Annotated in this window: 23 protein-coding genes; 1 reads left to right on the top strand and 22 read right to left on the bottom strand. The window is 42.3% G+C overall.

Annotation, left to right across the window (positions count from 1 at the left end; all coding sequences use genetic code 11):
* Positions 1-156: 156 nt before the first annotated feature.
* From RH96_RS02960 to RH96_RS14510, 7 genes are all read right to left on the bottom strand, one after another.
* Positions 157-813, bottom strand: a complete 657-nt coding sequence (locus tag RH96_RS02960; protein WP_010197128.1) for a lysozyme — start codon at positions 811-813, stop codon at positions 157-159.
* Between the two features lie 388 nt (positions 814-1,201).
* Positions 1,202-1,747: a hypothetical protein gene (locus tag RH96_RS02950; RefSeq protein ID WP_010197126.1), complete on the bottom strand. Its 546-nt coding sequence runs from the start codon at positions 1,745-1,747 to the stop codon at positions 1,202-1,204.
* 14 nt (positions 1,748-1,761) lie between these two features.
* Positions 1,762-1,935, bottom strand: a complete 174-nt coding sequence (locus RH96_RS15025) for a hypothetical protein (RefSeq protein WP_157999877.1) — start codon at positions 1,933-1,935, stop codon at positions 1,762-1,764.
* Positions 1,922-2,710, bottom strand: a complete 789-nt coding sequence (locus tag RH96_RS02945; protein WP_010197124.1) for a hypothetical protein — start codon at positions 2,708-2,710, stop codon at positions 1,922-1,924. The genes RH96_RS15025 and RH96_RS02945 overlap by 14 nt, the downstream gene beginning before the upstream one ends.
* A gap of 2 nt (positions 2,711-2,712) precedes the next feature.
* A complete protein-coding gene (locus tag RH96_RS02940) occupies positions 2,713-3,576 on the bottom strand; it encodes a hypothetical protein (RefSeq protein WP_010197122.1) in 864 nt (287 codons plus the stop codon).
* Complete coding sequence (locus RH96_RS14515; protein WP_010197121.1) at positions 3,576-6,311, bottom strand: hypothetical protein; 2,736 nt, start codon at positions 6,309-6,311, stop codon at positions 3,576-3,578. Before RH96_RS14515 ends, RH96_RS02940 begins: the two co-directional genes overlap by 1 nt.
* Before the next feature lie 143 nt (positions 6,312-6,454).
* Complete coding sequence (locus RH96_RS14510; RefSeq protein WP_010197119.1) at positions 6,455-7,288, bottom strand: antA/AntB antirepressor family protein; 834 nt, start codon at positions 7,286-7,288, stop codon at positions 6,455-6,457.
* 170 nt (positions 7,289-7,458) lie between these two features.
* Here RH96_RS14510 and RH96_RS14505 point away from each other — a divergent pair, with 170 nt between their 5' ends.
* On the top strand, positions 7,459-7,893 hold the full coding sequence (locus RH96_RS14505; RefSeq protein ID WP_010197118.1) for a hypothetical protein: 435 nt from the start codon (positions 7,459-7,461) through the stop codon (positions 7,891-7,893).
* 105 nt (positions 7,894-7,998) lie between these two features.
* On the opposite strand, the gene RH96_RS02920 is transcribed toward RH96_RS14505, so the two are convergent.
* The 15 genes from RH96_RS02920 to RH96_RS02850 all read right to left on the bottom strand — a co-directional run bounded on the left by RH96_RS02920 (position 7,999) and on the right by RH96_RS02850 (position 19,540).
* Complete coding sequence (locus RH96_RS02920) at positions 7,999-9,285, bottom strand: RES domain-containing protein (RefSeq protein WP_010197117.1); 1,287 nt, start codon at positions 9,283-9,285, stop codon at positions 7,999-8,001.
* 52 nt (positions 9,286-9,337) lie between these two features.
* A complete protein-coding gene (locus RH96_RS02915; RefSeq protein ID WP_010197116.1) occupies positions 9,338-9,940 on the bottom strand; it encodes a hypothetical protein in 603 nt (200 codons plus the stop codon).
* Complete coding sequence (locus tag RH96_RS02910) at positions 9,930-11,534, bottom strand: hypothetical protein (RefSeq protein ID WP_010197114.1); 1,605 nt, start codon at positions 11,532-11,534, stop codon at positions 9,930-9,932. Before RH96_RS02910 ends, RH96_RS02915 begins: the two co-directional genes overlap by 11 nt.
* Positions 11,535-11,550: 16 nt before the next feature.
* Positions 11,551-12,204, bottom strand: a complete 654-nt coding sequence (locus RH96_RS02905; RefSeq protein ID WP_010197112.1) for a hypothetical protein — start codon at positions 12,202-12,204, stop codon at positions 11,551-11,553.
* Positions 12,201-13,091, bottom strand: a complete 891-nt coding sequence (locus RH96_RS02900) for a hypothetical protein (protein ID WP_010197110.1) — start codon at positions 13,089-13,091, stop codon at positions 12,201-12,203. The genes RH96_RS02905 and RH96_RS02900 overlap by 4 nt, the downstream gene beginning before the upstream one ends.
* A 12-nt stretch (positions 13,092-13,103) precedes the next feature.
* Positions 13,104-13,598 (bottom strand): hypothetical protein, encoded by a 495-nt coding sequence (locus RH96_RS02895; protein WP_010197108.1) that lies wholly within the window; start codon positions 13,596-13,598, stop codon positions 13,104-13,106.
* A gap of 9 nt (positions 13,599-13,607) precedes the next feature.
* The gene (locus tag RH96_RS02890) at positions 13,608-14,234 is read right to left on the bottom strand and encodes a hypothetical protein (RefSeq protein ID WP_010197106.1); all 627 of its coding nucleotides are present in this window, start codon (positions 14,232-14,234) and stop codon (positions 13,608-13,610) included.
* A gap of 156 nt (positions 14,235-14,390) precedes the next feature.
* Positions 14,391-14,798 carry a type II toxin-antitoxin system HicB family antitoxin gene (locus RH96_RS02885; RefSeq protein ID WP_010197103.1) on the bottom strand — a complete coding sequence of 136 codons (408 nt, stop codon included), beginning with the start codon at positions 14,796-14,798 and terminating at the stop codon, positions 14,391-14,393.
* A gap of 62 nt (positions 14,799-14,860) precedes the next feature.
* Positions 14,861-15,043 carry a type II toxin-antitoxin system HicA family toxin gene (locus RH96_RS02880; protein WP_010197102.1) on the bottom strand — a complete coding sequence of 61 codons (183 nt, stop codon included), beginning with the start codon at positions 15,041-15,043 and terminating at the stop codon, positions 14,861-14,863.
* Positions 15,044-15,168: 125 nt separating this feature from the next.
* The gene (locus RH96_RS02875; protein WP_010197100.1) at positions 15,169-15,798 is read right to left on the bottom strand and encodes a hypothetical protein; all 630 of its coding nucleotides are present in this window, start codon (positions 15,796-15,798) and stop codon (positions 15,169-15,171) included.
* Positions 15,786-17,249 (bottom strand): hypothetical protein, encoded by a 1,464-nt coding sequence (locus RH96_RS02870; protein WP_010197098.1) that lies wholly within the window; start codon positions 17,247-17,249, stop codon positions 15,786-15,788. The genes RH96_RS02875 and RH96_RS02870 overlap by 13 nt, the downstream gene beginning before the upstream one ends.
* Entirely contained in the window at positions 17,233-17,562 is a 330-nt protein-coding gene (locus RH96_RS02865; RefSeq protein ID WP_010197097.1) for a hypothetical protein, read from the bottom strand. The genes RH96_RS02870 and RH96_RS02865 overlap by 17 nt, the downstream gene beginning before the upstream one ends.
* A complete protein-coding gene (locus RH96_RS02860) occupies positions 17,549-17,953 on the bottom strand; it encodes a hypothetical protein (protein WP_010197095.1) in 405 nt (134 codons plus the stop codon). The genes RH96_RS02865 and RH96_RS02860 overlap by 14 nt, the downstream gene beginning before the upstream one ends.
* A 10-nt stretch (positions 17,954-17,963) precedes the next feature.
* A complete protein-coding gene (locus RH96_RS02855; RefSeq protein ID WP_010197093.1) occupies positions 17,964-18,491 on the bottom strand; it encodes a hypothetical protein in 528 nt (175 codons plus the stop codon).
* A 134-nt stretch (positions 18,492-18,625) separates the two neighbouring features.
* Complete coding sequence (locus tag RH96_RS02850; RefSeq protein WP_010197092.1) at positions 18,626-19,540, bottom strand: hypothetical protein; 915 nt, start codon at positions 19,538-19,540, stop codon at positions 18,626-18,628.
* Positions 19,541-19,566 lie beyond the last annotated feature (26 nt).

The following is a 19,566-nucleotide window of genomic DNA, read 5'->3' as shown; positions in this document are numbered from 1 at the left end:
CCACTATAAAAGTATTACAGCGTTAACCTCGCTTGAAGTATCACATATACATCTACACTCGGTTGCCTTGTACTACTTTTAAATTGAATCGACTATACCTCTATCTAAGTTCATTAGAGCTTCTACTTTAGACTCTCACTGATTTTTTGTTGGTTTTCAAGCCAAAAACATGGTTCGCTCTTTTTCCCGGCGATTGGCCAAACCTTGAGAAAACACTAATCTGCCGTTTTTCTTAATTTTATTCCAAGGTCTAAAAGCATTAGCCGCTGCCAACTTGTTACCTGCTTTCAAATGTCTTGCAACACTTGAGCCCGCAAGGCCGCGCACACCAATGTTATAGGACAGTAAAATAAGCGCATCAAACATATTCTGAGTCATCTTGCCAGCCGCAATCTGCTCAGCAAACATTAGGTTTACAGCTGGCGCAAAATCCATATTAATCAGATTATTTTTAAGCTCAGCAGCTCGTGCTTCAGTGATAGGTTTATCAGTCGGACTTACTGAACGACGGTTCTCGTAGTACGTGCTACCGTAGCCAATTGTCCATACTTTGGCACTATCGAGATAAGGAGTACCTACAAATTCCTCGTACTCTTTCAAAGCTTCATTGCCTTTTGTAGAAAAATTCATAGCAAGAGCCGATGTGGCTTGAGTTTCCCAGCCATTCACTTTGCCCAACGCAACTTTTAGCTCGTTGGTAGACATGAGCGCAAGCATTTGGTGTGCGCCATCCACCATATCCTGACTGAGTTTTTTGTTTTCTTGATGGCTACGCATCCAATCAAAAAACTGTGTTTCGTTCATTTCATTCATTGTATTTCATCCTTCTTGGTTGTTAACTGAGATTCCAATTTATAAATAACGGTCCGCAATTGCTTTTTTTCTAACTCTAATCGTGCATTGCGACTGCTTATTGAGCGGATTAATCGGGTGTAATGTTTGAGCTCATGGGCGACTAATATAGATATAATCAGTAGAAGCACCCTTGCCCACATAGTTTGATATGACGCGACGAAAACAGCACTACCCCAGTCTGCCCACGTCAGCATCAGCCAAAACATGATTGATAAAGAGATGGCGGTTGATACAGCCATACGCCTGGTGCATGTTTTACTGCTAAGTAGTAAAAAGGCGCATGAAACCAATCCCAAAAAGGGCGCGACTAAATTTATCCAGCGCCAATCTAGCCAATGATAAATATTCACTTGTTACGTCCTCCGAAGAACACGGCTGCAAGTAGTTTCAAGCGCTCAAGAACCACGTCTTTAAAAAACTCCAACAACTCTATAATGAGTTCCTTGAGCAAGGTTTTGATTGACTGCCACAATTCAGCGCTACGTAAGAGCTCTCCAATGTTTCGGACAATAACCGTACCCAAAAATGACATACACAGTGCGGTTAGTAGTAGCAGTGGCATCGGCGGGTTTGCCGTAAATGATGGAAGTACGACAAACGCACCCACAACCCCGCACAAGAAACCTAATATTAAGTTAACGGCTAAGCGCGCTGGCGAGAGCGGCGGCGTGGCCATCAAGTCAATGAATAGCGATACAAGCGAACCGATCATCGCTAAAGTCATTGCAGCTGCAAAAAATAGCCAAATCGGTAGATCTAAATATAAAAATGAATGCGTTTGATTCAGCTGCTGTGCCAAACCACTTGCTGCGCTAGCCACTGCAATATAGTTAGCGCCACCGCCAATAATGCTAGTAGAAGCCACTCTGACCGCTTCAATTCTGTGGTTCATGCGTTCCTTCTCCTTTAACGACGTGCTCGAGCTTGAGATACTGCTATCACGCCATCAAGTCGATTAATTACGTTGGCCTTATATCTGTTTTCGTTTTCAAGCTGCTTTGATGCCAGATCGAAACTTGGTGACTTTTGATACATTTTTACAAAAGACAATCCCATTTTAAGCGCTTCAGGCAGGCTCATTTTGCCGTGTTCCATCATGACCATCGCGTCTCTTAGTAACGCATTCTGCAATTCTTGCGGCTGTCCCTGATAGATAGCTAAGGGCGAGAAATCGTGCTGGCTCTACAATGCCAGCCCCTCCTTGCTTGATAAGTGTCAAGCCTTCGTTGTCGCATCCCATCTCAACAAAATGCATCAATTGCAGAGATCCTTTGTTATAAGCATTCGCAAGTTCATTGAATGCTGAAGACGAAGTTGCAGACAATTTCTTAATCACTTCATATCGATCGTTTACAATCTTGGTTATTTCATTGTCAGTTGATGTGCTAAGTACCTGGTCCCACATTAAGTTTTCATCTGAGCCGCCGACTATGCTTGTTAAGTCGCCATACAGCTGGCAAGCCATTTGTCCGCATAGCCATTCAAAGACGTTTTCGCATAACCCTTCTAGGACGCAAGCATGCGCGCCGCGTAGATGTTGAATGTACATGTCACCAACTTGATAGTTTTCAGGTACATCTGATTGCAAGGTGTCAATAAAGTAATCTTGACTGACGCTATCGTCTTTGTAGCCGTGGTCTGACACTGCTTGATGATTTAATAGCAAGTAATAGCGCTCTTCCACGGTAAGACTGGCAGCAAGCATTGGTTCATCAGTGATATGGCCAATTAATGCACTTATGCGACGCTCGTTGTATTCCTGCGGGATTTGCGCAATATCGATTGCTTGACCGATATTCAAATCAAGTAGCGTTAATTCACAGTTAAGCAATTGGACTGATAAAGTTGTTTTCATGGTTAGCGCCTCATGTCTCTAATGTTTTGCTGATCCCATGCTGTTCGGGATAGGAATACTATTTGTGCTCTAACGGCAATACGGCTACCGTCTTTATTCATTGGTGCTGTGATTGGCGCTGATACGCTCTCAATTACCATTGGGTTGTAGGTCTTACCGCCATATTGGAGTTGTACTAAGGTTGGAATTACGGACGGGAACATGGCATCTGAAAAACCATCGGTTAATCCGGCCACTAACAATGATTCTGATGACAAACTGACAGCTGACGCCCAGCACTGTAATTGCTCTAACGCGTCTTCAACCTCAGCTTTAGCATCTGCCCAGGCTTGGAAAATGAGGCTGCCAGTAATTCTGATAGAGCTTGATGATGTGAAAATCTGCTGGCTATTGATTTTGGTAAAATTAGACTTGCCAGCCAGCCCTTGCAGGCTGGTTTGGGCATCGCTTAATATGTCGCCCACTCCTAAAAAATCAGAGACAATAGCGCCTCCTTCAGCAATTAAAGAGGCCACACCTTTTGGGTCACTACTGGCCGCAAAGAAACTATAAAAGGCGGCGTTTGCTTGCCCAGACTGAATCATGCCCATAAGATTGGGCATCCGGCCTTCAGGATTTGATGATTCAAAAGGCGTGGTGTACTGCGAATCGATAGCAAAGTCAGCTTCTTCAAAGAGTGAGGCAACGACTGGTTGGCTCGTATCAACGTCATACGTCTGCTTTCCTTGCCCGCCCTCTATGTTGCCTTCCTTAACCGCACTGATTTTGACAACAAGGTTTTTGTTTAAGCCATGGGTGCCCCAATCGCTACCCAATGTTTTACCATTGGGCCGTTTGGTTTTATTGTTGGCTGGCGTATCAGCCATTATTGGTCACCCTTAAGATTGGTTAGTGCCTGCAAACTGACGGCGATTAACTTGTCTTGGTAGATATCAATAACTGCAGTGATTCGACCTGTTAAAACCTCGTCTCCTTCAGCTTGATCTAGTAGGTTGGCAAGCTCATCGCTATCAATAGTCGTAGGGTCGAAGTCATTAGCATTAACGACTGTTTCCATTTCACTGATACGATCACCAAGTTCATTGGCTGCCGGCTTTTCTTCAGAGACGGGTACTGGCGCTTCTGTGGCTGGTTCTTCTTCTGCTACAACGGGAGGTAACTGATCAGCGTCAGTGTTAAAATATTTTGGATCAGCATCTAAATTGGATTCAATCGTAAAACTGATTCTGTCCATTTTGGTATTGCGGATACGCACCAGCACCGGTTGCTGATAAGTCTCAACTTGCTCGGCTGTGAATCCAAACTTGCCAGCGTTGTTGACAAGCCAGGCACGATAATTATCAGCGTCTCCATTGTCATATGCAGATTTGATGACTATAGCTCTACCATTGCCACTCTCGACAATAAGGTCGTCACCAATGATAGGCGCGCCATTACCGGCACGATCGGTATCGCCTAATTTCTCAGGTACCAGGTTCTTTGAATTGGCTTTTATTGATTCGACTGATTTTTCATCACTGCGATCGCGCGGCTGCAGCTCTTGCGGAAACTTGGGATTGGCCACACCTGAAGCATCATGTGAAGTGATAAGGTTTTTAGCTTCGACCAGTGCAAACTTACTACTAATTTTAGTGCCTTTAATGGTTGTTGACTCATTAGCACGGCCTTCAGTTACTTTGCTATTAGCGCCTGACTTATTAGTAGTCTCTGTTTCAAATTCATCATCAAAAAAGAGATTCAAAACCATTGTTTCTGTATTAATTCTGTCAAACTGATTGACTTCATTATCGTCTGCTTGATAAGATTCATCACAGAAGTCTTGGTATTGGCTAGATCCGGTGACCCCATCAAACGTTTCGTTTGTGGCAGTATCCCCTAGAGCTACCAAGGCTTCTTTTTTGTTTATGCCTATGTCATATAAAACCTTACCTTCGTTGTTCTTCTCAAGCACTACTCTTGCTGCCTTTAAGTCATCACCTACGATCACGTCAACATTCAGCACGTAATACCCTTCGATATTAGAGCCTTTATCTTTGTTTAAAGCAGTGTAGTGTCCATATTTTCCCTGTTTGATCATTGCAGGAATAGCGGCCACCAGCTTCAGCTTTTCACGAAATGTATGATTCGCTTTAGCGATATGCTTACCACCGCGGCGTCTCAATAAAACATCACTATCGATAGCAGGACAGAAGACAACCTTATCTTTTAGATTTTGATCAAAATAAGCCATGGCATTGTTTTTGGCAGTTTTGAAATCTACATCATCACCGACTTCTATTTCTTGACCTGTGATAACAATAGGCTCAAGGTCAGTAGATTCAGATTCAAATTCAGGCAAAGCATCCTCTGAATCAGTTATAACCTCTACTTCATTAGCATCAACCTCATTTGCAGTAGCATCGTCAACTTTAGGCGCTTTCATTGCCTCATCAATCTTCGCGTTTAACTCTGCAATGTCAGCATCAAGCTGTGCAATGGTTGCGTCTGTATCATTCAATTCGTTCTGAGCATCAAGCAATTCTTGCTCTTCTTTGATTTTTCGCTCCTGAGTGGCTTTAAAGCGTTTAGAATTTTTGGAGGCAACCAGCAAAATACGTTTGGCCAAGATCGGCAGCCTTACGTTGTCACCTTGCTTGGGTGATAGAACAGCAGTCACATCGCGCTTGTTCAGCATCCACTTCCAACTGATCATGATATCGCTAGGCAACAGCTTGGTTGGCGTGCTGTCAGGATTATGAAACCATATAGAAACTGTTTGACCATCAGATAAATCAAAAACGATAGCGATATTAGCAACGCCTTGACGTTTAAACGGTTTGGTCTGCGTGACATATTCAACTGTTAGGCCGTCTGTACTGCTTGCGCGTTTCATAGCATCAAAGAGACGATTTTTAAGCAAATCTAAGCGGGCCTTTGTTTCCATTAGCGCATCAAAGCTATTTTCATCCAATGGGGTTGCGCCGATGCTGGCAAGCTCGCCTGCCAAATCAAACTTACTGGTAAGCTCCTGACGGCTATCAGCACGTGTTAAATCCAACTGCAGGGAAGATAGTTTGCCACCGTGACTGATTAGCCCTGCGTCGTGATCCCATTGCACACCATCAAAACATACGCGTTTGGCCTCATGATTTAACTCTGAAGCTGTAATAAGTGGTAGGTAAGGTTTGTCTTGCGACTCATTGTTCATAAGCTTGCTTATGGAGTCGATGGACCAGGTATCATGTGTGCCGTTTGACATAGCATCAAATTGTGTCTCGCTGCCAGTCACCATAACGCAACTGGTGCCGCCTAGATGGTCAAGCTGTGCTCGAGCAATCGCTAACGCATGGTCATTATCAAGTGCGCCGCCAATCACCAAACTGTCAACATATTGACCGCTATCGAATACACTAAAAACATGCCAGCTATCATCATTACTACCAACGCTTACATCAAAACCTAAGCCATCGAAACCCGCACTGTCTGCAACAATTGCCATCACGTCACGATGTGAGCCTGAGATCATGCCAATTTCATATGGTGAGTATCTTGTGGTTTGAGTACCGTCAGACTTACGCGTAGGATGATGACTGCGAGCTTTATGAATTTTTTTGTATGTCATGTGGCCGTACCTATATGTTAATAATCAGATAGGCTTATTTTGACAAGGTTTGAGGTATCGGCTTTAGGGGTGTTCCATGATTAGAAAAAGCATAAAAAAACCCGCTAAATAATTAGCGGGTTTTCATGCCTATAAAAACTTATCTAAAGAAATTTTTTGCCTCTTTCTTCTATTATCGCAAGCTGCTCTGATGTGAATCCATTCCATTTTTGCTCATTGAAACTATCAAAAATGGTGCTATGACTGTCTTTTATCTCAAGAACTTTTAAGCTAACTCGTGCAAGTAGCGAAGATAATTCTTGAGTCATCAAATACACCTGTTCTGTCTTGGTAAACCCAACGTCCTGCCACATGCGATTGTTCATGACCATATCGTCATCCATTACTCTTGCTGGTTTCTGACGAGATAAAATCATTTCATAAGTAAATACTATAGCATCAGGGAGTAAGGACACTGGTATGTCGACAATCCCGTCAGGATAACCAAAGTGACTACCTACATATTTATAAGCATCGCTTATCAACATATTACCACTGGCCAACCGTTCACAAGCTTGACGCAATGAGGTACGCTGTTCACTGTCTGACTTGTGTAGCATTTTTTCGCAATCAATGAAGTAACGACGAACCTTTCGACCTTCATCGTTATTCTCAACCATAGCAAGTTCTTTTGCTGTGTCTAAGGTTAGATGATATTCAATGGTTGGACGACCACCTTTAGGTTTTTCCCCATTCTGGGAGAAACTTATAAAATCAAGATTTTCAGAGAATTTGTACTCTGAAATTCGACCTTGAATCCAAGTAGTAAAACGCCTACCTACCTTTAAAAATTTATGCAAATCACGAGCGTTGACCACAAGCTGGCTTACGCCATCTATAACCGCCTTGAAAATAATAATAAGGTTTTGATCATCAAAAACCTTGTTTTGTGAAACAGAAACCGTGTTTTCAGTTTCATATACTGTTAAACTATTCATACTAATTCCTCTTTACGATTGGGTTAGTAGCCTCATACATAACTTTCGAAGGGAGTGTATGGGGCTTTTTTGTATCTGTTCTAATGACACTATATTTAATGTCATTGACAACATATTAACGTGACACTATAATTGATGTCAACCGATATTTTAAATTGTAGGATTTAGTTATGACTTATTTATTAGAATCAGAATTGTTACAATCACAAGATACATGGAAACGCAGCCAAATAAGACTCACACCCACTCTACATAAAGCTGTGCTTGATTATATTTCTGAACACGAGCTATCCTCTTTAAATACTGCATTTCTTGCACTAATAAACCAAGGTCTTACGACATCTAAAGGAAATACCAAACACAAAATCATATTTACTGAGTGGCACCCAACTCACCTTGAACTAGAAAATAGCGATAGCTTCATCAGTCATAATGAGAAAGTTCGCATGGCTTGCGCAGAGTACATGAACGAATTCTTCGATAAATATCCTAGCCACAATTTAATAAAATTTGAATTTAAAAGCCGAATCCAAAAAATACATAAAAAGGATCAAGAGGTGCTTTTTGGTATACGTATTTGGTATAGATATCCTGTTGGTAATTGATCAATAAAAAACCCACTCGTTAGAATGGGTTTTTTATTCAAAAACTAAAATCAGTTAAAAAAATGAATTATGTTAGATTAATCTCAAAACATAACTACTTATCTCTTATTCATCTACATGACCCTCTACTTCAAAATCTTGAGTTATGGTCTTTACCGCGGTAACATGATGCAACAATATAGATTTGTCAATAAATCTTAGGTACTCATCTTTTTTTATTGAAATATTATTTTCAATGCCTGTTTCTACACTATAAGAATAGAAATTAAATTCTTTGTTTACATATTCTTTACAGCCAGTAATCTCTTTATTGTTGTACGAAAAGGAACTTACCTTAGAATACTCTGGAAATAAAGCAATATTCATACCTTCCATACCATTCTGCACTGAATTAAATGCAATTCCATATATGCCTTCACTAAAATATGTACGGAAATATTCAAATATTACTTGAGTTTCAAGATAAACAGAGTTTTTCCTTTGAGATGCAGGCTTAGAGAGTAAGAATACCAATCTTTGAATAAAGTAAGACTTATGGGATTTATCTACAAAGTCCTTATCAAAAGGACAAACACTCATCTGACTTACTTCTTTTAATTTACTTAAATCTAAAAGTCTTAGTGTGTCGGTAGCTCTAAACTCAGCAGACATAACTATGTCTCCTGTAGTGGCGCGTACTTCACTGAAGCAGGTTTCTCGACTATCTGAAGCATAAAATGCTGAAATTCCTGTAGGTGTCATTCGCTGCTCGCCTGCCAGCATAGTTGGCACTGCACCAAGCTGGCTAGCAGGATCACTATAAATTGCGGTTCTTTCTTCTACTGTATTTGCAATTCTTGCCCTAAATATAGGAGTGTTCGGATTTAGCTCATAAATCACAGTATCAATGATTTTTCCATCTTCATGTATTAATGCAAACAATGAGTCTAAGAACGTTTTTGCATTATGATTAAAGAACCTATGTTTATGATGTATTGATCTAATAAAAGTATCCCATTTAGCCTCATATTCATTACCATCATCTAATGTACCATCATCGTAAACAAATAAATCTTCATACTCACTACCTAAAGATTTTTCAATCTCGCAGTACAAATCATCTCTAAGCTGTTCCGATCCAAGCTCTAACCAATCTATCATATTAAAAATGTCTGAAGGATTTAATGTTTCGTCATGAGCAAAAAAATACATTCCTTGCTCATGTTCACTGCATTCAGAAAATGGAACGACAGCCTCTAAAAATCTTGAACTTAGTAAGGCAATTACATCATTTCTATCGATTACCTCTACTTTATTTTTATTACAATAGAAACATATTTTTTCTTCTGAAGAGTAAACACCTTCTTTTTTTATAGACTCTATGTTGACACAATCTGAACATACATAACTCATTAAGACCCCTGAAGCAATAAAGTAAGCAAAACTTCACTATATCACTGTCTGACTACCTCTCAAACATTAATGGGCGCACTTTTTGAAATGTGATTTGCTCTTTAACAATCTCGCTTCGACCAGCGCTATTGGGTTCAGCACTACCGCTCTTAACAGCGACCAGCCACGACCTAGTTATTGGTGGCGGCTTATCAGGGTGCTTATGATTGATCATAGCAACAGTTAACTTGAATGCATACTTGCGCGGCTCATTAACCGTCCCATCTTTATTAAAAGCTAGCTCATGACACGCTCTGTAAGATTTGAAAATATCGCCATTGCCAGTTTCAATAAACGTCATATCTGTATCGTCACCCGTTTTTACCGTCAAGTATCCAGCTGGTAGCGCGCCAGCATGATAATTTTCCGCTTCTGAACTACCAAAAGAGATATTTGCGTCAGTTACCAGGTAACCTAATGACGGATCTTTAAACCAAGGTATGTTTGGACCGTTATTAAAGATATCTTCAATTTTAACGATATACATGCACTGTAATAGCACATCATGCGCTTTGACCTTACCGTATATCTTTTTGAGCGATTGCAATGGTGACGTGAAAGAGACGCCAGTATTAGAGTCAGGCTGAGCAAAACTTGGCATTAAGTTATACCTCATCATCAAACTCCATTTCAGGCAGCTCATCATCAGCTTCTACCATCGGTTGCCCACCCATTCCATTAGGCATACCCATGCCTTCAGGTATTACTGGCTGGCTTGTGATAGATATAGCAATCTGTTCAGCTATACCTATATCGTAACCCATCTCATCCTCTAAAATTAGCTGTGACGTTTCTTTCCCAAGGCCAAGCTCTTTAATTATCTGAACCGCACTCATCTGAATTGTCGTCGTATTAGCACGGCTTTGCTTGTTGTTCAATGCTTGAGTGGCTGCCGCATTCTGATCGCTGTAGAAATCAAACTGCCATGGATAGTCCTGTGGTTCGAAATATTCGCCATATTTAATACCCCAATGAATGCTCATAACATGATTGTACGCATCGATATTGGCTTGTCTGATAAATGTTGAACGACGCATAATCTGTGCAGACGTTTGAAAGGATGCACCATCTCCTAACCCACCCGCCAACATGTCAGCCCAACCCATCAGCGCTAAGTCAATACCAAGACCACCCGCTAACCGGCGTAGGTTCAGCATCAATAGGCCTTCATTGAGTGGTGCATTACGCTGTGATAAATCCCCGACCGATTGTAGTATCTGCTTTTCACCCCACTGTGGTAGAACGTGGTGTTTAGTGCCATAAAGCGCTTCCCCACCCTTGAATGCCTCTTCAATCTGGTCGCGGTATTTGGTTAGCATCTTGGTTAAACCTGCTGTGTATTTCTTTTGCTGATCAGCTGGCATGCTTTCCATATTTAACGTCAGAAAAGTTTGTCTTACGCTGTCTGCGATCTGCTGATTGTTTAAACCAGCACGGCTAATTGTGACATCCTTCCATGGATCCTCGATCGGATATAAGAAGGAGCCACCAACCTCTGAGGGCAGTAGCGGACTATCGCTACGTAAGTCATGAGTCAACACTTTTGCGTCTTGCCATACCTGCAGCGGGATTTGTGGCACGTTTTCGATACGCGGCATTTTTACCCGTAGTATCTGCATTGGCGTAAGTTTGGCAATGGATCGCTCTAAATTTTCTTCTTCTAACGCATGAAAGCCGATTGTGCGTCCAGCTTGCTCAAACGGCATAATGAGTGGCGAGGCGGTATGCCTATTGTTCATAATATCTACCACACCAGCTCTCTTATCTGTATAGATACGGGAATAGCTGTCCCCGTAGCCTACGGCCTGACGTGCCATAGCAAAAGCGATTCTATTAATGATAGGCGCAATATAACGCGCCTCACGCTCAACCCTGTCACGCAATTCTTTTGCACGTCGGCCCTTTCCTCTTACCCGGTCATGAGACGTTAAAAAGATCATATCTCCTGTTGTTTCATGCCCGCCAAGCGCTGCGGTCACATGCAAACTTAACGCTTCTGCAACTTGTGGGTCTTTTTGCATGATCTCCCATAGTGCGTAAATCTGCTGGCGTGTACGCGGTTTTTTATCGGGACCATTTGGCGTGCCAAGCTCAAATTGATTAAGCGCATCGTAGTTACGGTTTACATCGTGTATCGATGCTGATGTATGCGTTTGTTTAAATTCGCGGTCGCTAATCAGCATATTGGCCATTGTGTGTAAAAAGTTCATTATTACCGCCTATTAATTATTTTGGTGCGCCAGTATTACCGCCGCCAGTCTCTACGCCAGGATGTAAATGATATCTAACCGATACGCTGCCAGCCTTGACGTCAATAGTTGAGTAAATACTGCCGTTAATAGTCTGATTGCCGTAAGAGATACTATCGCCATTGATGGTTTGGCCACCATTAACCGTTTGATTGCCCGTCATAAAGAAGTTGCCAACCTGATTGATATCGCCTCTAAAATTTGTCTCAGCATTGACGTTGACCGTGCCAGCTGTAATATCAACCACATCAGCCTCGATACTGACTTTACTGGCCTTAACATTTATAAAATCTTTTGCTGTGAGCGTTATGCTTGACCTTGCCAGCACCTCAATATTTTTTTGTCTGATACGTCTGATATCGACCACGGCACGGCCTTGGCCATGACGGCGGTAGAACGTAATAACGGGCATGGTGGTATCACCCTGCTCAAAAAATACCCACACATCAGCGCCATCAATCAATTCACGCTCAGTGTCCATATCATCATCACCAATCGGATACGCCAGCATCGCGGTAATACCATCCGCTACGCCATCTGTTAGACCAGCGATAGCCACTTGCGCGGTACGATTTACCTTGTCATAGCTAATCAAAGTAGCTGGATGCATATAAGGGGATACTAAGCTCATTTGGTATTCTCGATTTGGGCAAGCCATGCTTTGGTTGCCATGACAGATCTGCCACCTAACGCGCCTGACTCGTAATTATTTGCACTGGTCAACACGACTAGGCGCTGGTTATCGACCGTGATCAACTTGCCAGCTGCCAATCGATCATCCAACTGACGTGTGATTTGTGCTTTGGTGATTAAAATCCTGCGTAGATTTTGTAGTTCGCGCGTGTCAGCACGTGGGTAGTATTGAATAGAGCGTTCAGCATTGGCTGTGCCTAAGATCTCTGATCCATTGTCATCGATTGACAGGTAGTTAGTATTGCCATGTTTGATGGCGTTAGGGCTCTCAATCCATTGCACAGCACTTTTATCAAAAAGGATAGACTCGCCAAGCATCAGCTCGTTTAGTCTGACAACTGATACGCCGTCATCGTCAAAACGAATAACAGCAGCTTCTTTTTGTAATGCTAGGGCAATTGGCGTGGTTGGCAGTTGACCTTTTAAACAAATGAAGCTGGCAAGTTTGATATCACGTTTGATTCTGATTTTTGCGCCTAATGCCCGGTAAACTTCGTTGAAACTTGTATTTTTCAAGCTCACCGCTTTATTTGTGACGCCTAACAGTGCTTCACAACCGGCTAAAACAGCGATGATATGAATAGCTGCAATGCGCTTGCCTGCCTTAATGGATTGCTCATTTATGACTTGCGACTTAACAATTACCAGTCCAACACCTTTAGGTGTGGTCATCTTGCGACCTATGGTAAATAACTCACGTAATCTATCATCCGCTTTTACCACCAATTCAAGCGATACCGGCACTGGTACCATATCAGTACGGTAGATCGCACTGATTAAGTTACCGCCGCCAATCTGGCTGCCATCTTCTAGCTGTACATTCATTGGGTCACAACCTTACTCCATCATATTGCTAGTAAAAAACACGTCTAAGCCTCTGTCATTTTGCGGCGTATCAACCGTAAATGGTTCGCACTGGAAGGACTCTTTTTGCATTTTTAGCACAGCATCACTGTATAAAGTGCGGGCCTCGCTACTGCTCATGCCAGTAGGGTTCACTCCCAAGCCTTGCGCACCTTCCATTCGCTTAGCTTGAACAAGATCGCAATGTGCCATGACGACCGGCTTTACAATGAGCCAGTCAGTAACGCTTAATACCGTATTTTCATTGATGACCAGCAATGGCTTTTTGACATCAGCTAACCCTTGTGGCGTCTGAGTTAACAAACGCCCTGACCAGCCTACGTATTCTTTAATAGCATTTTTGAAGACCTTAATTACATCTTCAAAAATTAACGAATAGCCGGTCGTTAAAAGCTCATCATATAGCTCTTGCGCGGCATCATTTACGCTGCCAACGACATGATCCACGTCTGTATCATAAATGCTCATATGAACGCCTTAGCCGTAAATGGTTACACCATCTGAGTTGCTTTGTGGCAATAGATTGCTGAATTTGTCTAACGCGCTAGTGAGAGTGTTGGCAAAGACGTCAGCATTGTTGCCAGTTGAACCCAGTTTGCCGCTTTGGCCAAAGTAGTTATAACTACATGACGCTTGTACTTGTAGGATTTGGCTACGGCTGGCTGAATCAATCTCACCGCCGCCATCTGCAAAAGTAATAGCCAAATCAATTAGTTCGTATTCGCGGTTGCCTTTAATCGTATCGCCATCACCTATATAGCCGTCATAGACGCGTGCCAGTGGTAATTCACCGCCAAATTTAATAACAATGTCTTCAGCAAATCTTGATATAGCACCACTTTCAGTTTCAATAAATGTCCATTGCGATTCAAACTTAGTTTTGACTACGCTAGTTGACTGACCTTGCAAGCCACCTGCGTAATCAACTTCAGCAGGATCATGCATAGTAGTGATAGGTCGTTGGAAATTCTGTAGAAGGATATGTAGGTTTTCATAGCCATCAATCACTAATACGGCGTTACACGCCAGCATGGCAGCGCCGAGTGACTTAGCAGTTTCATAGCGTTTGCGCATAGCTTGCGGGCTTGGTGTGCGTGTTCTCATAAGGTAGGCCTTATCAATTAGATTAATGATAGGCTTATTTTGACAAGGTTTGAGGTATTAGCTTTAGGGGTGTTCCATAGAATAATAGACGTAAAAAACCCGCTAATAGTGATTAGCGGGTTTTTGGTATAAAAGTGTCAATCGATAATATGGTCGTTAAGCAATCAGCTCTTTCTCAGCAAGTTTTGCTAAATACGCGCTTCTGCTCTTATAACGATCTTTATTACTTGATACTTTCTCATCGATCATATGGATTAAACGACTAGGCAAAGTAATATTGATTTTCTCACTCTTTCCCAAATAACGGTTAACATCGACCGGCACTAATGCCCAAGTCATACCTTCATATTCAGGATTATCTATATGGTTATTAATACTCGACGGCAGAGGGACTTCTTCACCATCTTCTACTAAGCCCTCAAGGTGTAATTCGATTGCTTCAATCGCATTATCAATCGCATCTTGATAATCGTCGGCAGCTGAAAAACAACCTTCTATATCAGGTACGAATATACCGTGGGCTGTGACATTATCCCCTCTTGCAATTGCAATAGGATATAACATATTTAAACTCCTCATTGAGTCATGTAAGTCGTGTGAATCGAATATCTAAAAAAGCCGCTGGGTTATGCCAACCCAGCTTGTTTCAAGATACTTTTAACAGTCTGCTGAGGTAAATCTTTCTTTGGATGGGGAATAGTCACTCTACCTTTTTTAACATCATGCTTAAATTGGTTGTGACTTCCTTTTGTTCCTACTAAATACCATCCATCAGCTTCGATTATTTTTATTAATTCACGACTTTGCATAACCTCCCTTATTTAGTTAATAAGACTTTTATGACTCCAATTGGTCAATAAAGTAATTATAACTCTGGAGTTATATTAATGCAAGATAATTATAACTCCAGAGTTATAATTACTTATTCTAGTTATCAATAAGGTGAAAAGTTAGCCACGTGGTACATATTAGCTGCAACCGCTAGCTTGATTCCCATATCCTCAGTCTTAATAGACACGGCCACTTCCGGCACAACCTGCCAAGGCACTAACCGTGACAAAGTTGGTGCCAATTCTGACAGCTCTCCAATATCAACACTTGAGTCAATTTTAATGCGCAAACGGCTTGTTAAAAAACTGTCAGCGGACTCCCTTTCACTAACATGTAGAGGGTAATTGCTGGCCTGTGCTTTTGAGTGCCACAGTCTCTTGATTTCGTTCTGTTCAGGATAAAGCATATTTAACACAAACTGCAGAAAACCAAGGCCGCGCTCACTTGCCATCGATTCCCAATTGGCATAAATCACACTCATAAGCTTGTCGGACAAATTTGCATCATCACGTCTTAAGACAGCAAGACCGTTGAGCTTTGTAAATCGCTCTACGACCGTTCGGCTGGCAAGCCAAGGCACACCATAGCTGTAAATATCATTCAATTGCTCAATTTGCATATCTTGAATGACACCAGCAAACACGCCAGCCATCGCGCGTTCGAGGTTATTGGCCTTATGGCTCTTTAAGATAGGCGCTAAAAAATCATTGGCTGTTAATGCTACATTGTCCATATCGCATTTCCGCTGTCTGCTGTACGAGTTAAGTTTATTTTAATACTGGTTTCACTCAGATACGCCCATTCATGCGGCTTGACGGGATTTGAGCTCACGTCCTCACCACTTACTGTAAAATCGCTAATTCTGTCCTGAAATGCAGATAGGCTATTACGCAGGCGTGTTGCAATCTCTTGTAAGTTAAATCCATCGGCATTGTGATGCACTGCAGCAAGTGAGCCTTTGCCATAATCCGCTAAAAGCAACTCTTTAATCTGCAGACGCACAGAATCAATATCGTGTACCGCGGCAAGCCTGCCAGTGATAGTGATTTTGTAAGGGCGTTCTACAACAAGCCTGGTTCTTACGCGTCCATCTAGCAAGCTATCAGCGCGCGCAACCAATTGCCTGATATCTTCAATAAGCTGTGCCGCTTCACTGGCGCTACCTGACTTGGGCACTACGGCCAAGTTAAGATAATTAATATTCTCTAACGCTGCCCCATAGTACTTCTCCTGAATCGTCTCATTCCATATGGCCATATAGTTAATGCGATTTAAAAAGTGCTGCATGACTAAAAACGTAAAATTGCCCATAAAAACAGCATTTCTGTCATACATAGCTGGGAAGCTGGCGAGCAACCGCATCTGATCAATCGTTAGTGGGTTCGCGCCAGCGCGTACCATATTGCCTGCTTTGAAATAAAGCGTTAAACGACTTTCATCGTTCGTTATGATTTCGCTAAGGGCTGCTTGCTGCAGACTGCCAAGATCAATCTCACCGTATGACTGAGTAATAGCAAACTCATACACCTCGCCTGCTTGTACCGTCTTGCCAGCACGGTCGGTCGCACCAAAGACAATATTGATGTTGGTCAAGTTGTCACTTTGTAAGGTATAAACAGCTTGACCTATGCCTGCATTCATAAATTTTGGTGTGTGCTGGTAAACTTCGCCCGTTGTCAGATTGGTAACACCAATTGACGAGAAATAAGCATCATCGGTCGTAGATAATTTTACGGTATAGAACGGCTCGTTGATGGGTATTGTTATGCTTACTCGAGTGATAATGCTTTGCTCAGCCAGTACCGTCTTAGACTCGCCAGCCTGTACAGTCACTGCTGCCAACAATCGCCATTGCCTACCTGTGCCATCCTCTATCAGTCGTCCTTGTGATAGCGTCACTGTTGCGCTGCCAGAGTTCTCAACTGTCAGTCTATGCTGGCATGGTGTGGCTACCGGTAGAATACCCTTGTTGATGGCGTCAGCAATGATCGTTCGGTTTTTTGATTTAATAAATGGCTCAATCGCATTGACATCATTGTCACGCTTTAAAAATACGACTGCTTCCACAATCGACGTTAACATTGCTCTGACAGTAGGATCACCCGCCCGCCATTGCTCAGCGACTTCCGGGTAATCGTTAATCTGACTGCTAATACTAGCAAGTATGTTACTGCGCTCTGACATTGTAATAGTCCTGGTCTGCATTCTGAGGTGTGGATTCGCCAAGCTTGATATCGATGTTTCCGATTGATAGATAAACATGCAATTCATCAAAACCAACTTGCTCAGTATTGACACTGATTTGACTGTCATCTAACTGGTTAACTAAGGGTATATCTCGGCGCAACTGTTTGATTAATTGATCAGCGTTGGTGCTGCTTAAATCACGTAGAAGCAAGTTACGGACATCGGCACCGTAAGCCTGACCAAAATAGCCATTTGGTGGCGTGGACAACCAATGATCAATCATCGCCTTAACTTTTTCACCATTGATCACTATTCTCTCCTGTTGCAATCTTCTCACGTATTTTTTCTGAAGAGCGTGCAATACGGCCGCGCCGCACACAGATCAATATGATTTGCAGCCATATCATCGGTATACCTATTAGCAAAAATATGGCCAACAAGCCCATGCCACCCGCGCCCCATGATTGACTTACTACCATCAGGCTATAAAAACGCCATAGCAAAAATATGTAGAACACACAGAATGGCGTAGCTATTACCGTTGCTACTTTAAATGCTTCACTCATAGCAATTGTTAGCGTGTGAGCCACCATGACTTTTTCAATATCCAAAATACGCGCTTTGATATCAAAGAAAAGGTAGGTAGTTATTACCCACAGTACACCGCTTAAAAATACATCGACGATATAGCTATTTTGCATAACGTGAGCCTTACTTGCTGTTTAGTTGTTCAAGCTGGGCCGTCAACTGGCTTTTTTCATCGGTTTTTCGTTTGATGATCTCATCACGCTCTTTTGACTGCTCGAGTATGGCGTTACGCTGCTGGGCAAGATTTTTGGGGATGTTGGTATTTCTAACAGGCGCGCCTTTAATTTTTTGCTTGGCCACTTTTGCTGAAAAGGCTTTTTGTCCACTTCTGATTGTGTTGGCAATCGCATCGACTGATAAGTTGAAAGCTGGCAAATAACTGTTATCAAAGTCGCCTGATATGGGTACCTGCTTACCATTTAGGTCAATGCGGAATATATCTAAGTGATCATCGTTACCAGCCAGCCTGATATAAAGCCTAATTGATTGGCCATTCTCTAACGACATAAGCACGGGTCTAACACTGGCGCCATTCACACGCTTGGTCTTCTCAATCTGTACAATCGGTATGCCTTGCTTGGTCGACTGAGTGAGACGCTTAACAAAGTCTCTAACAAGTGGTGTTTTGACAGTGATATCTGATAGTTTCATGGTTACCTTCGTTGACTAATGATTAAAATAATTATTAATCTATTGTAGAGTGCGCAGATAACACCGACCTGACCGTGTTCCAAAAAAACAGCCTCGCTATGAGACTGTTTTTTTATTTTCAAATTGCCTCTATTCTATGAGTTGAAGTATCTCGCAGAACCAGCGCGTTTTAGAGCTGCCAAGCGCTTAGGATTACCCTTATACAAATTCATTCGCATACCTTTGCCAAATGACTTGATTTGCTTACGCACTGAAGAGGCGGTACCCGCTTTTCTACGAGCTTTCTTAAGCGCCGCTTTTTGTGACGCTTTAAGCAACGGGTTACCGCTCATGCGTTTATTGATTGTGACTTTCTTACCGTTACGAATTGCTTTGACCGCTTTGTAAACGAGCGTCTTGCCGTTGACTTTCTTAACCGTTTTTTTACCAACCCGCAATTTCTTGCCAGCGGCATCAAACTGATATTCAGGCTCACTCATGCTATCAAAGCTTGTCGCATCTTCTTCTGAGTCTGCAGCGTCCATGTCATCGCTATAAGCAAAAGCGGCAACAAAATCTTCAAACGGCTGACCATCTTCGGGCATACCTTCTAACACCACTTCTGCAGCTACCAATACCGCTGCGTCTGCAACCTCTACATCATCATCAAAGACGTCTTGGATCACTGAGTCTTCGACGCCCATGGTTGATAGCGCATCTGATACGTGAGCTGAGAATGTAGCGCGCACGTATTGATCAATCGTACTGCCATCATCTGAATCGTCGTCGCGATCAACAAACGCTTCGGTCATCAAGCTATCTAAAGCCTCACTAGGCAATAGATCTTCGCCATCATACTCTTCATCAGATAGCATGGCGGCTAGCATAAAAATGACATATAAAGCTTTGATACGCATTTGACTGGTAACAGCAATAGCCTCACGCTCATTAATAGCGCTATCGCCGAGTTTGGTAGCAGCGTCTTGAGGTGCCAGTGAATCTAATTGAAGCTGGTCTTGTTCACGCTTAAATTGTCGATCAAGACGTTTTTGAGTCATATGACTATTCATAAGAGAATCCTTAACTTTTTAATGGT

Source organism: Psychrobacter sp. PAMC 21119, assembly GCF_000247495.1.
Taxonomy (GTDB): domain Bacteria; phylum Pseudomonadota; class Gammaproteobacteria; order Pseudomonadales; family Moraxellaceae; genus Psychrobacter; species Psychrobacter glaciei.
Note: the sequence above shows the minus strand (reverse complement) of the source record. Positions and strands in the feature narration are given on the sequence as shown.